Raw genomic sequence first — 22,285 nt, 5'->3', positions numbered from 1 at the left:
AGTGGCGGGAGTCAGAGTATTCTCTCTTGTCGGCATTTCAGCGCGCTCATACACTCAGCCCGTTTTCTCCATCTTGAGGTTGATATGGTACGAATTGTTAAGCTGGCTGCTGTTGTGGCATTGGTTACCGCGTTGAGCGGATGTATTTTCCCACCACCAGGCGGCGGGGGCGGTTGGGGCGGCGGACATGGTGGTGGTCACGGCGGCGGCCCAGGTCGCGGTTTTGTCGATCCACGCTAATGTGTAAATAGAGCACCTTTAACCGCGAGCGAAACGTTTAACTTGCTGCTTTATTATTAAGCAAACGTTTCGCTCCTTATCTATTAAGAAAATAAATTTTTGTTTTGATATTTTTTTATTTTAACGCGCTAAGAAAACAGTGAAAAAAGCGCTTTTTTTTTAATCTGACGGGTGATAAGTTCAGCGTTTCCTTATCATTGAGGCAACAGCATGAAATACCTTATTGCTGAATTACTGGATAAGCTCGCGGAAAAAGAAGAAGCGTCTAAAGAGCTGGTTGCGCAAATTGAAGCGTTGGAAATTGTGGTGACGGCGATGCTGCGTAAGATGGAGCTTGATCAGCAAAAGTCGATTGCCGCCGGTATTGAAAGCGCAATGTTCAGTGCCGGTGTTGATGCTTCTGATGAAAACGCCGTTTTGTTGCGTAATTACGTCGACAAGTTGCTTAAACATCCGCGTATATAATGCCAAACAGCATACCCTGTTGCCTATTTTGCGATCTTCTCATCATTATTATTTAAAAACCCTCCGCTTTGCTTATCTCCTGCCAGACTTATCAAGTCTACTCACAATGGAGCAACGATAATGAAAGGCTGTTTGATGGCGATGGTAACGGCAGGCTTATTGATGAGCGCGGCTGCCAGCGCGGCAGAAAAAACGCCGCAGCAGGAAAAAATGACAATGTGTAATCAACACGCCAGTTCGCAAGATCTCAAAGGCGATGCCCGTAAAACCTTTATGAGCGATTGTCTGAAAAAAGAGAGTAAGTTATCCAGCATGACGCCACAGCAAATGAAAATGAAATCCTGTAATAATGACGCTGGGGATAAAAAACTGGCGGGTGAAGCACGCAAAACGTATATGAGTCAGTGTTTGAAAAAGAGTTAATCGGTACGATCTTTTTCAAGCGTGTCGCCTTGCTGCGACGCGAATTGATTGAGTCATAAAAACAGCGGCTGCCTGGGTAGCCGTTTTTTATTTTGAAAAAGCGTATTCCTCTGCTACGTCATTCGCCACGTATTAATTACATACTTCGTTAAAAATCCATTATAAACAAATAATTAGCCGCTGATTTTTATATTCAGACAATGGCTCGCTGAATTTTTTGCCACACTTACTGTTTGTAGGGTATTACGCAGCGGTTCGCTTACGACTGCGTAATTAATAATGAAAACAGCGAAAGGAGCCATGTCGTGAATTATCAATTTATTGTCGCCTTGAAAGATCTGCCGCAACGTCAGCCGACTAAAAAGAAATTAGGTGAAACCGAAGTGCTGCTGATTCGTGACGGAGAGAATGTTCACGCTTATCAAGCCAAATGTCCTCATGCTGGCGCACCGTTAGAGCAAGGTGCCCTCTGCGGCGACAAGCTGGTTTGCCCATGGCATAAAGCGGTGTTTAACATTGCGGACGGCAAAATGTGTGATCCCCTGGCGCTCGCCGATCTCAAGCAATATCCGCTGCGCATTGAGAATGGCCAAGTCTTAGTCAATCCCAAAGCGATGTCGCCAGCCGCTCCGATTGGCAGCGGCGCAGCGTCGCCGGTCTATGTGGTATTGGGGGGAGGAGCTGCCGGCAGCGCTGCGCTCTGGACGTTGCGTCATGAAGGTTTCAAAGGGCGCGTGGTGTTAGTGGAGCGCGAAGAGGACGCGCCTTATGATCGGACTGCGCTGACCAAATTTGTGCCCTCGGGGAAAATGGATATCAACGAGGTGCCTCAACTGCTCAAGGGCGATGTACTGGAGCATATCGAGCGCATTCACGCCAACGTTGCGCGTATCGACAGCAAACAGCAGCGTCTGATTTTTAGTGAGGGCGGCGAACTCAGCTTCGATAAGCTGTTGATTGCCAGTGGTGGCGTTCCGGTTAAACCCGATTTGCCCGGCAATGATTTAGCCGGTGTGCATCTGCTCCGTAGTCGGCGCCAGACAGACACGCTGCTGAAAGAGGTGGATGAAAGCCAGCAAATTGTGATTATCGGCAATAATTTTATCGGTATGGAGTTGGCTTCGGCGTTACGCAACCGCGACATCGATGTAACGGTGTTGGCTCGTCATTCTGTTCCTTTTGCCAAAACGTTTGGTGAAGAGATCGGGAACTATTTCTATAACCTGCATAAATCCAACGGCGTGAAATTTATTGAAGGCGAAATAGCGTCGCTGGAAGGTGAGCATCACGTCACCGGTCTGCGTTTGAAAGACGGTAAAATTATTGCCGCTGATGTGGTGTTATTTGCCACCGGTATCAAACCTGCCACCTCATTTATTCATGATTTACCGCTACAGGAAGATGGCAGCCTGCAAACCGATGACCAATTACGGGTGGCAGAAAATATCTGGGTGGCGGGTGACATCGCAACCTATCCTTCGGCACAAGGCCCGCTGCGTATTGAGCACTATCGCGTGGCGCATCAGCAAGGCCGTATTGCGGCCAAAAATATGCTGGATTACGCCATCGTATACGACCGTGTTCCGTTCTTTTGGACCACGCAATTTGCCACCCGCTATGATTACGTGGGTCATGCTGAAGAGTGGGATGAATATAAATTGGTTGGCTCGCTTGAAGACAAACACTTCATGGCCTTTTACGGGAAGCAGGGGCAATTAGCGGCGGTGAGTTCATGTGGCATGTATACGTTATCGGCGAAATTCGTTGCGCTTATGCAGCAACCGATGACGATGCAGGAAGGGTTGGCGTTGCTGGAAGAGAGTCACTCGTAGCGTGAAATGGGTTAACGTCCAAAACGTGCGTTTCAGAGGGTGATGACACGCTATTGCGTAAAGACGGCATAAATTCGTCTATGGAGCCTTGGCTTTCGCATCCAGGTGGATGCTTTTTCCCACAGCGTGCCGTCTCCAATTTTATATGGAGACGGCGCGATTGGGTGATGCAACTTCACTGGGCTGCGCGCCCTGCTGACACCACATATCAAAAGGTTTACGGCGGTTTAAAACGCTATCCGCGGCTCAACTTTTCAGACTTCGCCATGCATTGCTGCATCGCTTCGATAACGGCAGCGCGGAAACCTTTCTCTTCCAGCACTTTTACCGCTTCTATGGTGGTACCGCCGGGTGAGCAGACCATATCTTTTAGCTCGCCTGGATGTTTACCGGTTTCTAATACCATCTGTGCAGAACCTTTCACAGCTTGTGCCGCAAACTGATACGCCTGCGCGCGCGGCATTCCGCCGAGCACGGCAGCATCGGCCATCGCTTCAATAAACATGAAAACATAAGCAGGCGCCGATCCGCTCACGCCCACCACAGAATGGATCAAATATTCGTTAACGACCTCGGCTTTGCCGAAGCTTTCAAAGATCGCGACCACTTCATCTGTCTCTGATTGTTCAACCAGCACATTTGGCGTTACAGACGTCATGCCTTCACTGACCAAAGAGGGCGTATTAGGCATGGCGCGAATGATTTTACGGTCGTAACCGAGCACAGATGCCAGCGAATCCAGCGTCACACCTGCGGCAATGGAAACCACCAGCGCATCCTTTTTCAATTGTCCTGCCAGGTCCTTTAGCACTTTAAGAATCACGTTGGGCTTCACGGCGCCAAACAAAATGTCGACTTCGCGTGCCAGCGCTTCAGCGCTCTCAGCCGCGTTAATGCCCTGTTGTTCGGCCAGCGCCTGGTTGGTTTCCGGTTTACGGTCAAATATCCAGATATTAGACGGCGCAATTTTCCCGCTGTTCACCAGCCCGCCAATAATAGCTTTCGCCATGTTGCCACCGCCGATAAACCCGATTTTCTTCTCTAACATCGCCGTCTCCTTAGGAAATATTCGATTTTCTTAGCGTGTTAGCTTACTTCAGCCAGGATTAATAACAAGTCAGCCGCAGAGAGAAGAGACGATGTCGAACGATGAACAGCGCAGTAGAGACTATCCAGTAAAAGAGGACATGCTGTGGCAACGCCTTGAATGGCACATCCAGCGTTTCGGGTATGCCGTGTTGGTGTTGATTGTTATTGCAGGAGCCTGCGGCGCTTTTTCAAAGGGATTCCTCAGTGAGCAGCAGGTAAGCAGCATTGATAAACGTTTGCAGGTCGAATATGAGCGATTTGGTCGCCGCGACAGCAACATGGATATTTCCTTTCACCTGCATCAACTGGAGGGCGATCACTATCAAATCACCCTGAGCGGTGAGCAACTCGGCGATCTGCCGATTCAGACGCTTCAACCTCAACCTGATGAAGCGTGGAGCAGCGCCAATACATTGATTTTGCGCTGGCAAAGACGTGCTGGTCAGCAAGATGCTACGGTTTGGTTAACTGTTCAGCCACAAAGTTATGGGCGACTGCCGCTCACGGTACAATTCGACGATCACAGCCAGGTAAAAGTGACTTCACTGGTTTATCCCTAGGAGAGCGACATGGAAACAGTATTGCGCGCGGCGAGTATGTATTTGCTGCTGATGGTAGTGCTAAAAGTGGCCGGACGACGCACTTTGATGGAAATGACCTCCTTCGATCTGATTTTGCTGTTGATCATCAGTGAAGCTACCCAGCAGGCGTTATTGGGGGATGATTTCTCGATCACCGGTGCATCAATTACCATCATCACGCTGATTGTGATTGATATTATGTTTGGGATGTTGAAAACATGGTTTCCCCGCGTCGAAATGTTGATCGACGGAACGTCATTGATTCTGGTTGAGGAGGGGAAATTACTTTCCCAGCGTGCCCGAAAAGCGGGAATCAGTGAAGACGACATTCTGCAAAGCGCACGCAGTTCGCAAGGACTGGAGCGGCTGGATCAAATAAAATTTGCCATTCTGGAGAAGAACGGCAAGATCTCCATCATTCCCCGAGAATAAGGAACTGCGATGTCTATTTGGGTCGATGCCGACGCTTGTCCGAATGTCATAAAAGAAGTGCTGTACCGCGCGGCGGACAGAACCCAAACCACCGTGACGTTTGTTGCAAATCAGTTTTTGCGCGTACCACCGTCGCCCTATTTGCGCACACTTCAAGTGCCCGCCGGTTTTGACGTGGCGGATAATGAAATCGTGAGACGCGCAGAGCCAGGCGATTTGGTGATCACGGCTGATATTCCGCTGGCCGCAGAGATTATTGAAAAAGGTGCTGCAGCGCTGAATCCACGCGGTGAGCGTTATTCAGAAGCAACGATTCGTGAACGGCTGACTATGCGTGATTTCATGGATACGATGCGCGCCAGCGGTGTGCAGACCGGCGGCCCAGCGGCGATGAGTCCGCGTGACCGCCAACAGTTTGCGAATGAGCTGGATAGCTGGCTCAGGCAGCAAAAACGCTGAGATTAGACGAAGCTGTCGTCGTCGAAATCATCGCCGCCAACGTCATTAAAATCATTGTTGTCGGCGAAGTTGTTATCCCAGCCACTGTTTTGATCAAGGAATGATTGCTGATCGCCTCCGTTAAAGGTATCGAGATTGTTGTTCACGTCCGGCAATGGCGGCTCGTTGATGATGTTCACAATCTCCTCTGGCTGAGAATGGTGGAACATGCTGGTCAACATGTCTGCCATTACCACACCCCCCGCCACGCCCACTGCGGTTTGTAACGCGCCGCCGAGAAAACCGGTGCCGCGTGCTGCCGGTGCATTGGCATATTGCGGTGGCTGCTGTTGTGGCGCGTTGTTCCAGACTGGCGGCTGCTGTTGTGCAGGGGGTTCCTGGCGTGAATGCCCGCCAAATAATCCTGAAAGGAACCCACCGCTGCTCTGCTGGGGCTGCTGTTGCTGTTGAGCAACACGATTTTCCAATTCAGTGACGCGCTCATTCAGCTTTTTCAGCGCCGCTTCCTGAATCAAAATCGCCTGCGCCATGTAATAAGGTGCGCCTGGCTGTTCCTGTAGATGTTGCTTAATCAGTTGTTCAGCGGCGGCATCGCGCGCTGTGGTTTGACTTTCAGCCTGTTTTAAACGGCTAAACAGCCCATCAATAAGTTGTTGCTCTTCGCGTTGCATGATGACTCTCCTGTTGCGACTCTTATAAGTATATGAGGGCCAGCATGGTTAAAGTAAAATGACGGTCAGTAAGTAAATGTTGCGAAGGTAAGGGTTGAGTGCTCATGCACAAAACGTGCATCAACTATTCTAACGATTTCAAAAGATTATTCTCAATCTCCTGCATCTACCACGCAATTGATGCTTGATAGGTGGAGGTGATAATAAAATACGGTTATTATGCGTCGCATTATTGAGCTGAACGCACAGCCGCTCTGGGCTGCCACGGCGGAGGAACTGCCCTGATGTCACTACCCATCTTTCTGATTGGCGCACGCGGTTGCGGCAAGACCACCGTTGGCGAAGCACTGTCGCAGGCGCTGGGCTACGCTTTCTGCGACACCGATCATCACTTGCAGCTTGTTACACAGCGCAGCGTAACGGAAATGGTGGCGGAAGAGGGTTGGGAAGGTTTCCGTGCACGCGAAAGTGAATCACTCAAAGCGGTTACCGCACCCGGCACGATTATCGCCACTGGCGGCGGCATGGTGTTAGCGGAAGCGAATCGCCGCTTTATGCGCGAAAATGGCCGGGTTATCTGGTTAAGCGCACCGCCCGAAGTGTTGGCTGAACGCCTGGAAAACCAGCCAGAAGCGGGGCAGCGTCCAACGCTAACGGGCCGCCCAATTGCGGAAGAGATGAGCGATGTATTACGTGAACGCGCGCATCTTTATCGCGCCGCCGCACATCATGAAGTGAACGCCATGCAACTGCCCGAATCTGTTGTTGAGGAGATTTTGCAATCACTTTCACTGGCACGCGCGAGCTGATCTAACCCTCAGATTTTTCCCTGTTTTAGTTACCTTTGCTCTCATTTGACTATACTTGCTTTCTGACAGGCAATTGCCTGTCTTGTGGAATGCTATTTAGCCAAGAGGGACTGATTATGCCAACAAGACCACCGTATCCACGCGAAGCGCGTATTGTGCCCGTCGATAAAGGCGCAGAAGACAGCAAGGTAACCTGGTATGAATTGCGTGCCGACCATCCCACACCCAATACGCTCATTAGCGAACATAAATCGGAAGCTGAAGCGCAAGACGCTAAAGACCGTTATGAAGATGTGGAAAAAGAGTAAGGCAATTCCACTGGCAAGGATGCCAGTCAACTGTTTCCTCTCGTCATTGCCCTCTGCGTATTTACTTTAATTTCTCGTATTTCTCATTTATTACTGCATCCTGTCCTGCTTTTTACCTTCAATACCCTATAAAACGCCTGTGATTAAACGTCAGACACGTTATTAAACTGCCTAAAATTTGCCCTGAGGTTAATTTAAGCTTGACCGATTAAGCGTCACGTTTTACTTTCGCTGCATCGAAACAGGAACTCTGTTCCATATAGTGAAACTGCTAAATGACCACACTCGAAAACGCATCCGCCGTACTTAAATTGTTTCAGCGTAAAGGCATTACGCAGGGACATGCCGGGCTGACGTTTACAGACGTGGTCGATGCGCTAACGCTGCCGAAAAGCACCGTATCGCGTTTGCTGGCAACCATGGAAAGTCAGGGTTTGCTGGAACGCGATCCCGAAACGCGTAGTTTTCACATTGGGCGCGTCTTGCTGGCGGCAGCAGGACATTATCTCTCTGCACCGCTGGTTGATAGCGTTTCGCCAGCGATGGTGCGCCTTGCCGCCAATACGGGCTGCATGGGATATGTCTCTAAGCTGGACAGACAAGAAGTGCTGGTAATGCGCATGTTCCACGGCCGCCACTTTACGCAATTAGTCACTCCGCCGGGCAGCCGCATGCCTGCCGTCGCCACGTCGACTGGTCGGGCGTTGTTATCGCTATTAAGCGATGAAGATGTGAAGGCGTATTATCAGGATAACTGGCAAAACGTTTCGCCCAATTCTCCGCAGAATGTTGAGGCGCTGTGCGAAACCCTGGCTGAGATCCGCCAGCAGGGCTGGTCGCTGGCACGTAATGAAACGTTGTCTGGAATCAGTTCGTTATCAGTCATTGTTAACAATAAACATCATGGCGAATCGGTGGCGCTCTGCCTGTCGTTTCTGTCGCAGGATGCTGAGCCGGGATACCCGCCAGCACTATTAGACGCGTTACGCGCAACGGCTGCAGAGATGGCCGATAAATATGGCGCGTAACCTCTAAATGATTTTATCGGCGTAATATTTCGCCACACCGGGAAAACTCAGGCCTTCGGGCCTGTTTACTTCACTTTACCCAGCGTATTTTGCGCTGCAGGTAAATCAAGGATGAAATTTAAAAAATGACGTAAGCGAGCCTTTTGGCTCGTGAAGCGTTATTTCATTTCGTCTGGGTATTCATTGGCGGGGACAATATGGAAAGGGTAAATCCTGTAAAACAGGTTGGCGTTGCTCTGGTTTTAATTTTACTTTCAATAGCGGGGGCGATAATTGGCATTCAGCTAATTACCACCATCGGCGTAACACCTAACACTTCTATTATTGGCGCGCTCTTTGCGATGTTATTAGCGCGTATTCCTCTGCAAGCTTTCCGGCGTTATCGTTCGATTGAAATACAAAACCTGGCGCAAACGGCTATTTCCTCTGCCACCTTTGGTGCGGCAAACAGTTTATTAATGCCCATTGCTGTTCCGTGGGCGTTAGGTGAACCTCAATTAGTCTTTCCATTATTTTGTGGCGTCAGCGCTGCGATGTTACTGGATGCCTATTTACTCTATCGCTTATTTGATACGCGCGTATTTCCAGCCAGTAATGCATGGCCACCGGGTGTTGCCGCAGCTGAAGCGATCAAAGCGGGCGATCGCGGTGGACGTCAGGCGTGGTTATTGGTGGTCGGCATTGTAGGTGGCATCGTCGGCTCCATGTTGAAGATTCCTATGTCTGCTTTTGGCACCGCGTTTATCGGCAATATATGGGCGCTGAGCATGTTAGGAATCGGTTTCCTGATTCGGGCCTATGCGCAACCGATTGCCGGCATTGATATCAATGCGCTTTATATTCCCCACGGTGTCATGGTGGGTGCCGGTTTAGTGGCGTTGATTCAGGTAGCGATGGTAATTCGCAGCCGTAAACAGGATTCGCTGGTGGTCAGTCGTAACGGCAGCGAAGTGAAACGCGCGCTGGGTCTCGGCGGCGTCGGCTATCTTTTAATTTCAGCCCTGCTGGCGCTGGCAGGCGGATTGTGGAGCGAAATGAGTATCGGCATGCTGCTGCTGTTTATTCTCTACGCCGCGTTTGCCGCTTTTGTACATGAATTGATTGTCGGCATTGCCGCGATGCATTCAGGTTGGTTCCCGGCCTTTGCCGTGGCGTTGATTACCCTGATTGTCGGTATTTTGCTTGGCTTCCCGCCGCTGGCGCTCTGCCTGCTGTGCGGCTTTACGGCGGCTACCGGCCCGGCTTTTGCAGACATGGGTTACGACCTGAAAGCGGGCTTTATCCTGCGCGGTAACGGCGCGGATATGCAGCAAGAATTATGGGGACGTCGCATTCAGTTGATCGCCGCAATGATCGCCTTTGTCGTCTCGATTCCACTGGTGTGGTATGCGCACACAATTTTCTTTGCTGAGAACCTGCTACCGCCGGTCGCACGCGTTTACGCAAAAACTATTCAGGCCGGAGCCGAACCTGGCATTGCGGGTAATTTGCTGATGTGGGCCATTCCCGGCGCGATTATTCAATTCATTGGTGGACCGAAGCGCCAGCTCGGCGTTCTGCTTGCCACTGGTTTATTAATTAATAACGCGATGGCGGGTTGGGCGGTAGTGGTGGGTATTGCTTTGCGTATTGTCATTATTCGCGTCTGGGGCGAGCGCGGTCGTTCGCCGATGGAAGTCATGGCGGCGGGCTTTATCGCCGGTGACGCTCTGTACAGCTTCTTTCATTCGCTGTTTGCCAGTAGCAGTAAAAAATAACTAAGGGATCGACGATGAGTTTGCAGCAGACTTTGCAGGTATTTGAATTATTCGACAGCGCGTTTGTGGATGGGCAGCAGGTCGTGGATCTGTTTGCTGATTATCCGGGTGTTCGCGCTACATTCAAACGCGTTAGCGGTCCGAAAGGGCGCACCGACTTCGTAAGAGTCGATATTCCCGGCAGCAACGGCAAAGCCAACGGCGGCCATGCGCCTACACTGGGCATTATTGGACGTCTGGGGGGGATCGGTGCGCGTCCAACGCGTATCGGCTTGGTGTCTGATGCCGACGGCGCTATAGCGGCCATCACCAGCGCCCTGAAGCTGGCACAAATGCAAACCAAAGGCGACGTGCTGGCGGGCGATGTGATCATCACTACGCATATTTGCCCGGATGCGCCAACGCGTCCGCATGAGCCCGTCGATTTCATGGATTCACCGATTGACGACGTCACCATGAATGACAATGAAGTGGTTGAGGGCGTGGATGCGATTCTGTCGATCGATACCACCAAAGGTAACCGCATCATCAATCACAAAGGTTATGCGTTATCGCCAACGGTGAAAGAGGGCTACATTTTGCGCGTTTCCGACGATCTGCTGCGCATTATGGAAATGACCAGTGGCCGCCCTGCAGTGACGTTTCCGATCACCACGCAAGACATCACGCCTTACGGCAACGGCATTTACCATTTGAACAGCATTTTGCAGCCCTCCACCGCGACCGATGTTCCGGTAGTCGGTGTAGCGATTACCGCTGAATCGGTGGTGCCAGGTTGCGGAACGGGCGCGAGCCATGAAGTGGATATCGCGGCGGCGGCGAAATTTGCCGTTGAAGTAGCGAAAGAGTTCGGGCGCGAAACCTGTCACTTCTATGACGCAGACGAGTACGCCCGTTTGCTCGCGTTATACGGCAGCCTAAGCCATCTACGTAACCGGAATCCATAATATGAATAAATCCCTGGTCACGCTGACCATTGGTCAGTCACCGCGCAGTGATATTCTGCCGCTGCTGCTGGAGCATCTGCCTGCCGATCACATTGATCATGTAGGCTTGCTGGATGGTATGAGCGTTGCGGAGATTGAAGCGCAGTTCGCGGCTGAACCTGGCGACAGCATTTTGGTGTCGCGCTTGCGGAATGGTCAACAGGTGCGACTCGCTGCGCCGAAGGTTGAGCAGGGATTACAGCAAAAGATAGATGCGCTGGAAGAAGCGGGTTACGACACTATTCTGCTGTTGTGCACCGGTGAATTCGGCACGCTAAAGGCGCAACGCGCATTACTGCTGGAGCCAGATCGCATCATTCCGCCGCTGATAAAATCGATTGTTCATCAGCATCAGGTAGGCATTGTGGTGCCGGTTAAAGAGCAAATTCGTGAGCAGGCCAACAAATGGCGTCATCTTAATAAGCCACCTTGTTTCGCTGTCGCCAGCCCCTATTTAGCCGATGAATCTACACTGCAAGCCGCAGCGGAGGCGTTGCTGGCGCAGGGAGCAGAAGTGGTGGTACTGGATTGTATTGGTTATCACCAGCACCATCGCGACTTCTTGCAGAAGAAGTTGAGTATTCCGGTGTTGCTTTCAAACGTGCTGGTGGCGAAGTTGGCGGCAGAGCTGATCGTCTGAGGTTTAGTGAGATCACACTCTGCTACATCGCTGGTTTTTTCACGTGACAGATCAGCGAGTTCCCTTCTACACTGCCAGACACCTAAATGTGCTGTGAGGAAGTATTATGCTCAACGTAAGTGAGTATTTTGACGGAAAAGTTAAATCCATCGGTTTTGACAGTGCGAGCACAGGTCGTGCCAGCGTTGGTGTAATGGCCGAAGGCGAATATACATTTGGCACCGGCCAACCCGAAGAGATGACTGTGGTCAGCGGATCATTGAAAGTGTTGCTGCCTGGCGAGACTGAGTGGAAATGGTTTGAAGCGGGTTCGGTGTTTAACGTACCGGGCCACAGCGAGTTTCATCTACAGGTGGGTGAGCCGAGTTCTTATCTCTGTCGCTATCTGAAAGACTAAATAAATGGCCGCACGATGCGGCCATTATTTTTAGCGCTGCGATTCTCCGCCCAGCGCTTCCACCAGATTACTGGTAAGCGCGGCGAGTTCGCTGGTCATCAGGATAAAGTCAGCGTCGAAGCGCTGAGCAAAATCTTCACGATCGATATCGTCGTTTTGATCGCGTAGCGTGTCGCTGAACTTCAGGCGTTTTACCGAACCATCGTCCGACAGCACAAACTGGATGCGTTCCTGCCAATCCAGCGCCAGTTTAGTCACCAGCTTTCCGGCTTCAATGTGGTTAGCGATTTCATCACACACCAGATCTTGTTTCTTGCAGCGGATTACGCCGCCATCTTCCAGAATCGCTTTTAACTCCGCTTCATCCATTAGCGCAAAACCGGCGGGCAGATCGCCTGAGCGTACCCATTCAGTCAGTGTCAGCTCAATCGGACTTTCTAACGTCAGCGGCACTACCGGCAATGAACCGAGGCTTTTGCGCAGCAAAGCGAGCATATCTTCCGCTTTTTTGGCGCTGGCGCAGTCAACCATGATCAGGTTGTTTACGGTGTCGATCCACATATAGGTCTGGCTGAAACGGCTGAAAGCACGGGGGAGCAAACTGTGCAGCACTTCATCTTTCAGCGAATCTTTTTCGGTCTTTTTCAGCTTGCGGCTCTGTTCTGCTTCCAGCTTGTCGATTTTGGCTTCCAGCGCCTGTTTAACGACGGGCGAAGGCAGCATTTTCTCTTCTTTACGGGCGCAGATCACAATCTGCCCGTTATTCTCATGAGTCAGTGCATCACTGCGATTGCCCATCGGCGGCACCCAGCCGGTTTTGCTCATATCCTGGCTGCCACACGGCGAAAAAGTAAAGGCGTCGAGCTGTTTTTCCATCTCGTCTGCGGACAACGGAATGTCACGATTCAGACGATAAACCATCATATTTTTAAACCACAACATCAGGATTCCTTACCGTGGCGCGATCGGGCGCACAAGTCTAACAGAGTCAGCGCGCATGATAGCGAAACATAGGATTGGTTTCATTGCCTTTCCGGTAAGCGCCCTCTACTGTATCTCTCACCTGAACGAATAATGAGGAATAAACCGTGCGTATAGGCATTGATTTGGGTGGAACAAAAATTGAAGTTATCGCCTTGTCTAATGAAGGCCAGGAGTTGTTTCGCCATCGCATTAATACCCCGCGAGACGACTACCAAGCCACGGTACAGGCAATTGTTGACTTAGTGCTATTGGCAGAAGAGAAAACCGGTCAAACCGGCACCGTAGGATTAGGTATTCCCGGCACGATTTCGCCGTATAGCCAGCGCGTAAAAAATGCCAATTCCACCTGGCTTAATGGGCAACCGCTGGATAAAGATTTAGCCGAGGCGCTGAATCGTGAAGTGCGCATCGCTAACGACGCGAATTGTCTGGCCGTTTCTGAAGCCGTGGATGGCGCGGGCGCAGGCAAATCGCTGGTGTTTGCAGTGATCATTGGTACCGGTTCGGGTGCCGGTGTCGCCATCAAGGGTGAATCACGCATTGGCGGCAATGGGAATGCGGGCGAGTGGGGACATAATCCGCTGCCGTGGATGGATGCCGATGAATTACGTTATCGCGAAGAAGTACCGTGCTATTGCGGGTTGCAAGGGTGTATTGAAACCTTTGTGTCAGGCACCGGTTTTGCCATTGATTATCAGCGCCTGAGTGGTGTGTCGCGTAAAGGGGCTGAAATTATTCAGTTACTGGAGCAGCAGGATCCGGTTGCTGAGCTGGCGATGAGTCGCTACGAAATGCGCTTGGCGAAGTCGCTGGCGCAGGTGGTGAATTTGCTTGATCCCGATGTCATTGTGTTAGGCGGCGGCATGAGCAATGTTGATCGCCTATATCACACGTTGCCCGCGTTGATGAAGAAGTGGGTATTTGGCGGAGAGTGTGAAACACCGGTGCTGAAAGCCATGCATGGTGATTCGAGTGGTGTGCGGGGAGCCGCTTGGTTATGGCCGCTGAAGGGCTGATATTGGCGTTAAGTGCCAAGGGTGTTTCAGGCGGCACGGGCGGTTGTTTCCTAAAGACGGCGTAACCCGTTCCCTGCAGCCTCGTCCGCCATTTCCTTATGGCGGACGCTTTACGGCCACAACTCGCCAGCACCCATTTATCCATTGTGCCGTTGTCAAAACAGCAACATCAACGCTCGGATCAGCCCTGGCTTCCATGCAAGCTTAAAGCAACGAACGCCCTACACATCTTACTGTGACTTTTGCGAAGCGATGTGTAATGACTCGCTCTTTCCGACTAACAAGAGGGTTAATGAGTAGGAAAGTACCAGCGCTATTCCCACGCCAGATAAAGCGAACATGAAGTAAGGGCCAATATAAGCGGGCAAACTGAAAATGCTTGAAAGGATATACCCATATAAACGCACACCGAAAAAACCGACGAAGGCAGAGGCAACGGAGCTGGCTATGGTGGCGGCAATAAACGCTTTTTTGTAGCGCGTAAGCACGCCAAACAGCGCGGGTTCAGTTATGCCCAGCAAGGCGGAAATAGCCGCTGAAAGCGTGACGGTTTTATCCTGGCGATCTTTATTGAGGGTCCAAATGGCGAAGGTAGCACCTGCAATCGACATATTGGCCATAAACATCATGGGCATCAGCATGTCATAGCCGCGATCGCTGAAATTTTGCAGGGCAATGGGCGTCATAGCGTGATGCATACCGGTTAACACCGCCAGCGGGCGAATAGCCCCAACAATAATTCCGGCAAAACTGGATGAAACGCCAAATAATCCCTCAATAAACCATGCCAGACCTTTGCCCAGCCAAATGCCGATCGGGCCGATAATCACTAATGCGGCGAGTGCGGCAAGAAATAGCGTAAGCGTTGGCGTGAATACCGTTTTCAACACATCCGGCATGATTCTGTCCACGCCGCGATGAATATAACTCAACGCCAGAATGGAAAAAATCACGGGAATGACGCTCGATGCGTAATTAAATATTGAGACCGGCACAGCATTCAAAAACCAAAATGCGGTGACGGCACCTTCCTGATGAGTTGCCAGCGCTTTTGCCGCGTCTGTTAAAGAGGGATACATCAAACAGGCCGCTACCGCAGCTGCAAGGTATTCATTGGTTTTAAATATTTTTGCCGCAGAAACCGCCAGGAAAAAGGGCAGGAAATAAAAGACGCCGCTGGCGATGAGATCGATTACGATAACCGTATCGCTTTTCGCTGAAACCACGTTAAGCGCAACCAGTCCGGCTAATAAGCCTTTGATCATACCTGCACCCGCAATGGCCGGAACAATCGGGCCAAACACACCCGAAACGGTATCCATGAACAGAGAGACGAGACTTTTGCGTGTTTTATCCTGCGGTTTTTTATTCACCGCTTCTGGTTTCAGTACGGCAATTAATTGCTCATGCCAGCTATTCACCTTTGGGCCAACAATAATTTGAAATTGATCGCTTTGCATCTGCGCGCCTAATACGCCCGGCAATTTTTTAATCGCTGCATGATCGACTTTATTCTCATCAAGCAGATCGAAGCGTAAACGCGTCATGCAATGCCAAACCTTATTAATATTATCCTGCCCACCGACTAGCTGAATAATCGTATTCACAATTTCTTGCGTACCCATAAAAACTCCTGCGGACAGAGGTTATTGTTTTAATTAGCGAGGAAATGGTAATGAATGGGTGTTAACAAAACAAACCAATAAAACATGAGTAAGCTCACACTTTGCAGCAATGAAAGGGCTTAACAAGGCTGTTTGACTAAATTGGTTCGTTTTTTTAACAAAAAAATAAAAGAAAACTGACCAAAATAAAGTTAAAAAAACGTTTTGCTTCAGAGCAATTTCGAGGTGAAGATATTTGCCTGAATATTTTATTTCCTTTGATAAAAAAGCAGGAGCTCATGCTGTGACCCCAACGATTATTGAAAATATCGAGTGTTTCATTACTCGTCCGGATCGCCATAATCTGGTGACTGTGCGCGTTACAACCAATAAAGGCGTAACAGGTCATGGCTGTGCTACGTTTCAACAGCGTCCGTTGGCCGTAAAAACGTTAGTTGATGAGTATTTACATCCGCTGCTAATCGGGCGTGACGCTAATAATATTGAAGACCTCTGGCAAATGATGAACGTTAATGCCTACTGGCGTAACGGTCCGATCATGAATAATGCGATTTCCGGTGTCGATATGGCGTTGTGGGACATCAAAGGTCAGCTGGCAGATATGCCGCTTTATCAGTTACTGGGCGGAAAATCACGCGATGCGATTGCCGCCTATTCCCACGCCAGCGGGGAAACGCTGGAAGCCTTGTTTCACTCAGTAGATGAATTACTGGCGCAAGGTTATCGCCATATTCGTTGTCAGTTGGGCTTCTATGGCGGCACGCCAGAAGCGTTGCATTCGCCACAAGATGCGACACAGGGCGCTTACTATTCTCAGCAAGAGTACATGACCAACACCGTTGAGATGTTTCGTGCGCTGCGCGAGAAATATGGTAACAAGCTGGAAATTTTGCATGATGTGCATGAGCGACTGTTTCCGCAGCAGGCGGTGCAGCTGGCTAAACAGCTGGAGCCTTTCCAGCCTTATTTTATTGAAGATATTTTGCCGCCGCAGCAGTGCGCCTGGCTGGAACAGGTGCGTCAGCAAAGCAGCATTCCCTTGGCATTAGGGGAGTTATTTAATAATCCGGCAGAATGGCATGATCTGATTATTAATCGCCGCATCGATTTTATTCGCTGTCATATTTCGCAAATTGGCGGCATCACACCGGCAATAAAACTGGCGATATTATGTCAGGCTTTTGGGGTTCGTCTGGCATGGCACGGACCGGGCGATATGACGCCGATCGGCGTGGCGGTGAATACCCATCTCAATATTCATTTTCATAACGCGGCAATTCAGGAGTTTATTCCACGCTCAGCGTTAACTGACGCCGTATTCCCCGGCGCGCCAGAGGTGAAGCAGGGTTATGTTTATCCGCCACAACAAGCGGGGATTGGCGTCACCTTCAATGCTGAACGGGCGGCACAGCATCCGCTGGTTTATCGTCCCCATGAATGGACGCAAAGCCGCTTGCCTGACGGCACAATTCACACACCTTAAACTCAGCGATTTTCCTGACGATACTCAAGATTATTGTGATTAAAAGGGGTGAGGTAAGTGCAGGTGAAATTGATATCGGTAATGTCGCTAATTTCATAAACGCGCCCGCCCTGCAACATGCCCCGGTTGATGATGTGCATCGCCGGGCTGCCTTTTTTACAGCCTAACAACGCGGCCTGTTCACGACTGATACAGATTGCGCGATAGCTGGTGAGCATATGTGAAATGGTATAGCCCTTGCTCAGCACATATTTTTGCATTGAGCGTTCAGTGACCTCGCGGGTGAGATCGGGAAACAGTGACACCGGGAGACGTGAATGCTCAATCTGTACAGCGACATCATCAACATAGCGCAAGCGGCAGAAGGCCCAAATAAAAGTCTCGTCATCAATGTCGAATATCTTCTGTTCATCGCTGTCGGGTCGGCGCTTGTGCAAACTGATGAGGCGGAAGTGAATTTGGTCAAAGCGTTTTTCGGTGATCGAGTTATAGACCAGTGGATTGCTGCGCACTGACGCATTAATCCAGATGCCCGAACCCTGAACAATGCGTACGGCGCCAATGCTAACCAGTTTTTCCAGTGCCTGACGGATAGTGAAGCGTGACACGCTATACTCTTCGGCCAACTGGCGTTCGGGTGGGAGTTTACGCGGCCCGTCAGCGTCGGACTGATAAATCTTGCTAAGCAGATCCTGGGTCACGAACTCTTTTTTCTTCATCTACATTCCTGCTGCGCGTCACGTGTTGGCTTGGCAGGAATCATATCACTCGCAAGCAAAGCGTTAATAGCAAAGGCCGATTTAGCCAAATCGTCTGGTCACGACTGAATAAACCGGCCTCGAGTACCTCTTTAACCCAGGTAACGCGTTAACTTATTCTCCCACTAGCATGCTGTCTTGTGGTGCGCTGTCGCGTTGTGATTTAGTCGCCAGGAAATAAAGATATCCCACTGCCATAAATGCCACGAACAGCGCGCCGATCACCGGGTTAAACCACAACATCGCCAACAGGCATACCACTGAAAGCACCAATGCAATGCCAGGGACAATCGGATAACCCGGCGCACGGAAACTGCGTTCCATTTCCGGTGCCGTTCGGCGCAGCTTGAACAGGCTAAGCATGCTCATGATGTACATCACAATGGCGCCAAACACCGCCATCGTGATCATCGCGGCGGTCAGCGTCATGCCTTGCAGATTAATAAAGCCATCACTGTAAATTGCAGCGATACCAATTAAACCGCCCGCGATAATGGCGCGATGTGGCGTCTGAAAGCGTGAGAGTTTCGCCAGACCTGGCGGTAAATAACCGGCGCGGGCCAAAGCAAAGAACTGGCGAGAATAGCCAAGAATAATACCGTGGAAGCTGGCAATCAGACCAAACAGGCCAATCCACACCAGCATGTGCATCCAGTTAGAGTTTTCACCCACAATCATTTTCATGGCTTGCGGCAGCGGATCGTTGATACCTGATAACGTGCGCCAGTCGCCCGCGCCGCCGGCTAACACCATCACACCAATCGCCAGCACCACCAAGGTCAGGATGCCAGTAATGTAGGCTTTCGGGATGGTGCGCTTAGGATCTTTGGCTTCTTCTGCCGCCATCGCCGCGCCTTCAATGGCGAGGAAAAACCAGATGGCAAAAGGAATTGCCGCGAAAATACCGGAAAGCGCAGGCATGCCAAAGCTGTCGCTACCCGCCCAGCCGTGAGACGTAAAATTGGTCAGGCTAAAGCCCGGCGAGACCACGCCCATAAACACCAGCAGTTCCATCACCGCCAGTATCGTGACCACCAATTCGAACATCGCGGCCAACTTCACGCCGAGAATATTCAGCGTCATGAAAACAATATAGGCACCGACCGCCGCTGTTTTAGGATTAAGATCGGGATATTGCACGTTGAGATAAGCGCCAATTGCCATCGCAATCGCCGGGGGTGCAAAAACAAATTCAATCAAGGTCGCCAGGCCAGCAATCATTCCGCCCGTTTCACCAAAGGCGCGGCGGCTATAAGCAAACGGGCCACCGGCGTGGGGAATGGCGGTGGTCAGTTCGGTAAAGCTGAAAATAAAGCAGGTGTAGAGGGTGGCAATCAGCGCGGTAGTGATTAAAAAGCCCAAGGTGCCCGCCACGCCCCAACCGTAACTCCAGCCAAAATATTCGCCTGAAATGACCAGGCCAACTGCGATTCCCCAAAGATGCAGGGCACCTAATGTGGGTTTGAGCTTGCTCGTCATAATGTTATCCCCGTCGTTGTTGGTGCTAAGCGGCATGGACACCGCGATTTAATCGTTTGCGCTACAGTGAAGGGATAATGCCGCTGCCTGGGTGATAAAGACTTGACGCGGGCGCGGTGAGTTTTGTCCTCCACGGTCAACTTAGAGGCAAAAACGGTGCCAGATGCACGCTGCGGTCAACTTTAGGTGGCCTGCGGTCAAGCAGTTGCGGAGCTGGCGTCCCATGCTGATAACACGCAAGCTACTGGAGCCGAACTGATGAGTGCTAAACAATATGACAGTCTGACTGATTCCCAACTGACCGCGCTGGCGCAGCAGGCGCTAAGCCGCTATCCCGCTGCGCTTCAGGGCGAGCTGAGCTTGCTGTGTCGCTCCGAAAACGCCACTTTTCTGTTAAAAGCGGCGGGAAAGCGCTACGCGCTGCGCCTGCATCGTGGCAATTATCATCAGAAAGCTGACATCGTCAGTGAATTGCTGTGGCTGGATGCGCTGCGGGAAACCGGCATCGTGGTGCCGGAAGCGGTAGCGGATAATGAAGGGGAAAAAGTGTTGACGCTGTTGCTGCCCGAAGGTGGCGCGCGTCACGTGGTGTTATTTCACTGGATCGAAGGCGAGATGCCCACCACCGATGTCGATCCCAAAGCCTTTCAGCAGTTGGGCAATATCACCGCACGACTGCATCAGCACAGTAAAAGCTGGCAGAAACCCGCCGGATTCCAACGTATCATTTGGGATCACCACACCATGACCAGTGCGCAAAGTCATTGGGGACGCTGGCAAGACGCGCCAGCGCTCGATCCTGCGGATCATGGCGTGGTTGAAGAGGCGATAGATCGTGTGGGCCAGCAGTTAGACACTTTCGGTAAAGGCGCGGATCGTTACGGTTTGATCCATGCGGATCTTCGCCTGACTAACCTGCTGCTGCACAAAGGCGAAACGCGGGTGATCGATTTTGATGATTGCGGCCTCGGCTGGTATCTGCATGATCTGGCCGCCGCGATCAGCTTTGTTGAGCACCATCCTCGCGCCGGAGAGTGGGTTGAGAATTGGATCCGCGGCTATGAGCAGGTGGCGCACATCAGCGATAAAGAGATGGCGATGGTACCGACCTTGCTGATCCAGCGCCGTATCCAGCTTACCGCATGGGTAGGATCGCATGCTGAAACTGAAATGGCGCAGAGTTTGGGGCCACAATGGGCTGCGCATTCTGTCCGTCTTTGCCGCCGCTATCTGGAAACTGAACAGCTGCCGGTCGGCGCGTAATGCACCAGCGGTGAGCGCATATGCGCTGCCGCGGTGCCTCGCTTCGTTTCTTTTACGCGTGCTTTACGTTAAAGGTGTGATATCGCGCCATCCTGAGCTGGTATGAAAATTGCTGCACAGAAAGAGAGATCACTAATCTACTTTCTGAGGCGACCATGAACCCGACGATGATGAGACAGCCCGACGCGTTTGCCGCACTCTCGGCGGCGGGGTCGGGCAATCATGGCGTGCTGGCGGCGGCAGCTACCGGCCTCAGCGACTTTATTCATACTCGCGGCGGCGATGTAGATCGCATATTTGGCATTAGCGGCATCGATCCTGAACGGCTCGCCAGTCCGACGCTGAGTCTGGGGCTGGTCAACTATTGTCGCGTGATGGAAGAGGCGGCGCGTCACTCTGCGTTTGATAACTTCGGTTTGCACTACGGCAAGCAGTTTAAACCGCAGTCATTAGGCTTGATTGGTTACATCGGGTTGTGCTCGGCCACACTGGAGCAGGCGCTACACAATGTAGTGAATGCTTTTCCCTGGCATCAACACGATACCTTGACCCGGCTGGTGGACAAAGGCGACAGCTGGCGGCTCGATTATCAGGTGCGCCACGGCGCAATCCTGACGCGACGTCAGGACGCCGAATTAACCTTGGGCATGTTCATGAACCTGATTCGTCACGTTGCCGGTAAAAACTGGGCGCCGCGCGAAGTGCATTTCGAACATCCACGTCCAGAGCAGTGGCATGAGCACTGCAAAGTGTTTGATGCGCCGGTGTGGTTCGATCAACCGTTTAATTCGCTGGTGATCGCCAAGCGCGATTTGATGCGCAGCATGCCAGAAAGCGATCCGATGTTATTGATGGTGATGCAGGATGCGATTCGACGTTTAAACAGCGCGGCCTCACAGCAGAGTATTGTTGAGCAAACGCGTTCGCAGGTTAATCTTTCGCTGATGCAGGGCGAACCGGTGCTGGAAGAGATAGCGGATAAACTGGGATTATCAGGCGCATCGTTACAGCGGCGCTTGCGCGAAGAGGGAATAAGTTTTACTGCGCTGGTGGATAAAGTGCGTTGCGAAATGGCGACACACTATTTACAGCAGAAGCAGCTGCCCATCTCAGAGATGGCGCTGCTGCTGGGATATTCAGAAGTCAGCGCTTTTTCACGCGCTTTCCGCCGCTGGTTTGGCATCAGCCCACGCCAGTGGCGGCAGGATCTACAGGTTAGTTAGCGTCGGTTTGAGGAAAAATAATCTCCAAACCTTCAGGCGCGTTTTTAGGCGGTAAAGGTAAATTGCGCATGCTGCTGACGGTTTGCCAGGATTTCAGGCACAGCGCTTCATCGCCTTCAGTGCGCAACACATTGTATCGGCCATCTGGACGACGTTGTGCCGTCACTTTGCAGGTTTTGCCCGCATATTTCGTGCTATCGCCGAAGTTCTGAATCAATGCGCTATTCACCTGTTGCAGATACGCATTAACCTCTGGATCCGTTCCCGTGGCCGCTTTTTGACTGCATCCCGCCAGCAGCGCAACACAGGCGCTGCAAATGATCCATTTCGTCATTCT

General features: G+C 51.3%; 25 protein-coding genes. 18 read left to right on the top strand and 7 right to left on the bottom strand.

Annotated features, from left to right (window positions below; genetic code table 11):
• Positions 1-84 precede the first annotated feature (84 nt).
• The 4 genes from MUG06_RS09950 to MUG06_RS09935 all read left to right on the top strand — a co-directional run bounded on the left by MUG06_RS09950 (position 85) and on the right by MUG06_RS09935 (position 2,960).
• Complete coding sequence (locus MUG06_RS09950; RefSeq protein WP_215847490.1) at positions 85-240, top strand: hypothetical protein; 156 nt, start codon at positions 85-87, stop codon at positions 238-240.
• Between the two features lie 210 nt (positions 241-450).
• The gene (gene iraP, locus MUG06_RS09945) at positions 451-705 is read left to right on the top strand and encodes an anti-adapter protein IraP (protein ID WP_215847489.1); all 255 of its coding nucleotides are present in this window, start codon (positions 451-453) and stop codon (positions 703-705) included.
• 120 nt (positions 706-825) lie between these two features.
• Complete coding sequence (locus tag MUG06_RS09940) at positions 826-1,128, top strand: PsiF family protein (RefSeq protein ID WP_243078439.1); 303 nt, start codon at positions 826-828, stop codon at positions 1,126-1,128.
• Positions 1,129-1,433: 305 nt separating this feature from the next.
• Positions 1,434-2,960 (top strand): apoptosis inducing factor family protein, encoded by a 1,527-nt coding sequence (locus tag MUG06_RS09935; RefSeq protein WP_243078438.1) that lies wholly within the window; start codon positions 1,434-1,436, stop codon positions 2,958-2,960.
• 235 nt (positions 2,961-3,195) lie between these two features.
• Here MUG06_RS09935 and proC read toward each other — a convergent pair whose 3' ends face one another.
• Entirely contained in the window at positions 3,196-4,008 is an 813-nt protein-coding gene (gene proC, locus MUG06_RS09930; RefSeq protein WP_215847487.1) for a pyrroline-5-carboxylate reductase, read from the bottom strand.
• Positions 4,009-4,099: 91 nt separating this feature from the next.
• Between proC and MUG06_RS09925 the strand changes: the two genes are divergently transcribed.
• From MUG06_RS09925 to MUG06_RS09915, 3 genes are read left to right on the top strand one after another with little or no spacing between them, the layout of a single operon-like run.
• Complete coding sequence (locus tag MUG06_RS09925; protein ID WP_243078437.1) at positions 4,100-4,609, top strand: hypothetical protein; 510 nt, start codon at positions 4,100-4,102, stop codon at positions 4,607-4,609.
• A gap of 9 nt (positions 4,610-4,618) precedes the next feature.
• Positions 4,619-5,062, top strand: coding sequence for a YetF domain-containing protein (locus MUG06_RS09920; protein WP_243078436.1), 444 nt, complete (start codon positions 4,619-4,621; stop codon positions 5,060-5,062).
• Between the two features lie 9 nt (positions 5,063-5,071).
• On the top strand, positions 5,072-5,521 hold the full coding sequence (locus MUG06_RS09915; protein WP_215847485.1) for a YaiI/YqxD family protein: 450 nt from the start codon (positions 5,072-5,074) through the stop codon (positions 5,519-5,521).
• Between the two features lie 2 nt (positions 5,522-5,523).
• Here the strand turns inward: MUG06_RS09915 and MUG06_RS09910 are convergent, their stop codons facing one another.
• On the bottom strand, positions 5,524-6,192 hold the full coding sequence (locus tag MUG06_RS09910; RefSeq protein ID WP_243078435.1) for a DUF2076 domain-containing protein: 669 nt from the start codon (positions 6,190-6,192) through the stop codon (positions 5,524-5,526).
• Between the two features lie 284 nt (positions 6,193-6,476).
• Between MUG06_RS09910 and aroL the strand changes: the two genes are divergently transcribed.
• The 7 genes from aroL to ppnP all read left to right on the top strand — a co-directional run bounded on the left by aroL (position 6,477) and on the right by ppnP (position 12,117).
• On the top strand, positions 6,477-7,001 hold the full coding sequence (gene aroL / locus MUG06_RS09905) for a shikimate kinase AroL (RefSeq protein WP_215847484.1): 525 nt from the start codon (positions 6,477-6,479) through the stop codon (positions 6,999-7,001).
• Positions 7,002-7,117: 116 nt separating this feature from the next.
• Positions 7,118-7,309, top strand: a complete 192-nt coding sequence (locus MUG06_RS09900) for a YaiA family protein (RefSeq protein ID WP_215847483.1) — start codon at positions 7,118-7,120, stop codon at positions 7,307-7,309.
• A 275-nt stretch (positions 7,310-7,584) separates the two neighbouring features.
• Entirely contained in the window at positions 7,585-8,337 is a 753-nt protein-coding gene (locus tag MUG06_RS09895; RefSeq protein WP_243078434.1) for an IclR family transcriptional regulator, read from the top strand.
• Positions 8,338-8,534: 197 nt separating this feature from the next.
• The gene (locus MUG06_RS09890) at positions 8,535-10,094 is read left to right on the top strand and encodes an OPT/YSL family transporter (RefSeq protein WP_215847481.1); all 1,560 of its coding nucleotides are present in this window, start codon (positions 8,535-8,537) and stop codon (positions 10,092-10,094) included.
• A 14-nt stretch (positions 10,095-10,108) separates the two neighbouring features.
• Positions 10,109-11,041, top strand: coding sequence for a DUF1177 domain-containing protein (locus MUG06_RS09885; RefSeq protein ID WP_243078433.1), 933 nt, complete (start codon positions 10,109-10,111; stop codon positions 11,039-11,041).
• Between the two features lies 1 nt (position 11,042).
• Positions 11,043-11,720 carry an AroM family protein gene (locus MUG06_RS09880; RefSeq protein WP_215847479.1) on the top strand — a complete coding sequence of 226 codons (678 nt, stop codon included), beginning with the start codon at positions 11,043-11,045 and terminating at the stop codon, positions 11,718-11,720.
• Between the two features lie 106 nt (positions 11,721-11,826).
• Positions 11,827-12,117, top strand: coding sequence for a pyrimidine/purine nucleoside phosphorylase (gene ppnP, locus MUG06_RS09875; RefSeq protein WP_009091800.1), 291 nt, complete (start codon positions 11,827-11,829; stop codon positions 12,115-12,117).
• Positions 12,118-12,147: 30 nt separating this feature from the next.
• Here ppnP and rdgC read toward each other — a convergent pair whose 3' ends face one another.
• On the bottom strand, positions 12,148-13,059 hold the full coding sequence (gene rdgC, locus MUG06_RS09870; protein WP_243078432.1) for a recombination-associated protein RdgC: 912 nt from the start codon (positions 13,057-13,059) through the stop codon (positions 12,148-12,150).
• A 146-nt stretch (positions 13,060-13,205) separates the two neighbouring features.
• Here rdgC and mak point away from each other — a divergent pair, with 146 nt between their 5' ends.
• Complete coding sequence (mak, locus tag MUG06_RS09865) at positions 13,206-14,117, top strand: fructokinase (protein WP_243078431.1); 912 nt, start codon at positions 13,206-13,208, stop codon at positions 14,115-14,117.
• 230 nt (positions 14,118-14,347) lie between these two features.
• Here the strand turns inward: mak and MUG06_RS09860 are convergent, their stop codons facing one another.
• On the bottom strand, positions 14,348-15,742 hold the full coding sequence (locus MUG06_RS09860) for a PTS transporter subunit EIIC (protein ID WP_243078430.1): 1,395 nt from the start codon (positions 15,740-15,742) through the stop codon (positions 14,348-14,350).
• A gap of 283 nt (positions 15,743-16,025) precedes the next feature.
• Between MUG06_RS09860 and MUG06_RS09855 the strand changes: the two genes are divergently transcribed.
• A complete protein-coding gene (locus MUG06_RS09855; RefSeq protein WP_243078429.1) occupies positions 16,026-17,225 on the top strand; it encodes an enolase C-terminal domain-like protein in 1,200 nt (399 codons plus the stop codon).
• A gap of 2 nt (positions 17,226-17,227) precedes the next feature.
• Here MUG06_RS09855 and MUG06_RS09850 read toward each other — a convergent pair whose 3' ends face one another.
• Positions 17,228-17,944, bottom strand: a complete 717-nt coding sequence (locus tag MUG06_RS09850; RefSeq protein WP_243078428.1) for a GntR family transcriptional regulator — start codon at positions 17,942-17,944, stop codon at positions 17,228-17,230.
• Between the two features lie 153 nt (positions 17,945-18,097).
• On the bottom strand, positions 18,098-19,462 hold the full coding sequence (eat, locus tag MUG06_RS09845) for an ethanolamine permease (RefSeq protein ID WP_215847476.1): 1,365 nt from the start codon (positions 19,460-19,462) through the stop codon (positions 18,098-18,100).
• Between the two features lie 258 nt (positions 19,463-19,720).
• Here eat and MUG06_RS09840 point away from each other — a divergent pair, with 258 nt between their 5' ends.
• Entirely contained in the window at positions 19,721-20,725 is a 1,005-nt protein-coding gene (locus tag MUG06_RS09840; protein ID WP_243078427.1) for a phosphotransferase, read from the top strand.
• Between the two features lie 155 nt (positions 20,726-20,880).
• A complete protein-coding gene (locus tag MUG06_RS09835) occupies positions 20,881-21,948 on the top strand; it encodes an AraC family transcriptional regulator (protein ID WP_243078426.1) in 1,068 nt (355 codons plus the stop codon).
• Here the strand turns inward: MUG06_RS09835 and MUG06_RS09830 are convergent.
• Positions 21,941-22,282, bottom strand: coding sequence for a cell envelope integrity TolA C-terminal domain-containing protein (locus MUG06_RS09830; RefSeq protein WP_243078425.1), 342 nt, complete (start codon positions 22,280-22,282; stop codon positions 21,941-21,943). The genes MUG06_RS09835 and MUG06_RS09830 overlap by 8 nt on opposite strands.
• Between the last annotated feature and the right edge of the window lie 3 nt (positions 22,283-22,285).

This window comes from Pantoea sp. MQR6 (assembly GCF_022761075.1).
In the GTDB taxonomy this organism is placed as follows: Bacteria; Pseudomonadota; Gammaproteobacteria; order Enterobacterales; family Enterobacteriaceae; genus Pantoea; species Pantoea phytostimulans.
This window is presented reverse-complemented; position numbering and strand designations above follow the sequence as displayed.

Excerpts from the sequence above, each read along its gene's own strand:
- MUG06_RS09950 (WP_215847490.1), top strand. The coding sequence starts at position 85 with ATGGTACGAATTGTTAAGCTGGCTGCTGTTGTGGCATTGGTTACCGCG.
- iraP (WP_215847489.1), top strand. The coding sequence starts at position 451 with ATGAAATACCTTATTGCTGAATTACTGGATAAGCTCGCGGAAAAAGAA.
- MUG06_RS09940 (WP_243078439.1), top strand. The coding sequence starts at position 826 with ATGAAAGGCTGTTTGATGGCGATGGTAACGGCAGGCTTATTGATGAGC.
- proC (WP_215847487.1), bottom strand. The coding sequence starts at position 4,008 with ATGTTAGAGAAGAAAATCGGGTTTATCGGCGGTGGCAACATGGCGAAA.
- MUG06_RS09925 (WP_243078437.1), top strand. The coding sequence starts at position 4,100 with ATGTCGAACGATGAACAGCGCAGTAGAGACTATCCAGTAAAAGAGGAC.
- MUG06_RS09920 (WP_243078436.1), top strand. The coding sequence starts at position 4,619 with ATGGAAACAGTATTGCGCGCGGCGAGTATGTATTTGCTGCTGATGGTA.
- MUG06_RS09915 (WP_215847485.1), top strand. The coding sequence starts at position 5,072 with ATGTCTATTTGGGTCGATGCCGACGCTTGTCCGAATGTCATAAAAGAA.
- MUG06_RS09910 (WP_243078435.1), bottom strand. The coding sequence starts at position 6,192 with ATGCAACGCGAAGAGCAACAACTTATTGATGGGCTGTTTAGCCGTTTA.
- aroL (WP_215847484.1), top strand. The coding sequence starts at position 6,477 with ATGTCACTACCCATCTTTCTGATTGGCGCACGCGGTTGCGGCAAGACC.
- MUG06_RS09900 (WP_215847483.1), top strand. The coding sequence starts at position 7,118 with ATGCCAACAAGACCACCGTATCCACGCGAAGCGCGTATTGTGCCCGTC.
- MUG06_RS09895 (WP_243078434.1), top strand. The coding sequence starts at position 7,585 with ATGACCACACTCGAAAACGCATCCGCCGTACTTAAATTGTTTCAGCGT.
- MUG06_RS09890 (WP_215847481.1), top strand. The coding sequence starts at position 8,535 with ATGGAAAGGGTAAATCCTGTAAAACAGGTTGGCGTTGCTCTGGTTTTA.
- MUG06_RS09885 (WP_243078433.1), top strand. The coding sequence starts at position 10,109 with ATGAGTTTGCAGCAGACTTTGCAGGTATTTGAATTATTCGACAGCGCG.
- MUG06_RS09880 (WP_215847479.1), top strand. The coding sequence starts at position 11,043 with ATGAATAAATCCCTGGTCACGCTGACCATTGGTCAGTCACCGCGCAGT.
- ppnP (WP_009091800.1), top strand. The coding sequence starts at position 11,827 with ATGCTCAACGTAAGTGAGTATTTTGACGGAAAAGTTAAATCCATCGGT.
- rdgC (WP_243078432.1), bottom strand. The coding sequence starts at position 13,059 with ATGTTGTGGTTTAAAAATATGATGGTTTATCGTCTGAATCGTGACATT.
- MUG06_RS09860 (WP_243078430.1), bottom strand. The coding sequence starts at position 15,742 with ATGGGTACGCAAGAAATTGTGAATACGATTATTCAGCTAGTCGGTGGG.
- MUG06_RS09850 (WP_243078428.1), bottom strand. The coding sequence starts at position 17,944 with ATGAAGAAAAAAGAGTTCGTGACCCAGGATCTGCTTAGCAAGATTTAT.
- eat (WP_215847476.1), bottom strand. The coding sequence starts at position 19,462 with ATGACGAGCAAGCTCAAACCCACATTAGGTGCCCTGCATCTTTGGGGA.
- MUG06_RS09840 (WP_243078427.1), top strand. The coding sequence starts at position 19,721 with ATGAGTGCTAAACAATATGACAGTCTGACTGATTCCCAACTGACCGCG.
- MUG06_RS09835 (WP_243078426.1), top strand. The coding sequence starts at position 20,881 with ATGAACCCGACGATGATGAGACAGCCCGACGCGTTTGCCGCACTCTCG.
- MUG06_RS09830 (WP_243078425.1), bottom strand. The coding sequence starts at position 22,282 with ATGACGAAATGGATCATTTGCAGCGCCTGTGTTGCGCTGCTGGCGGGA.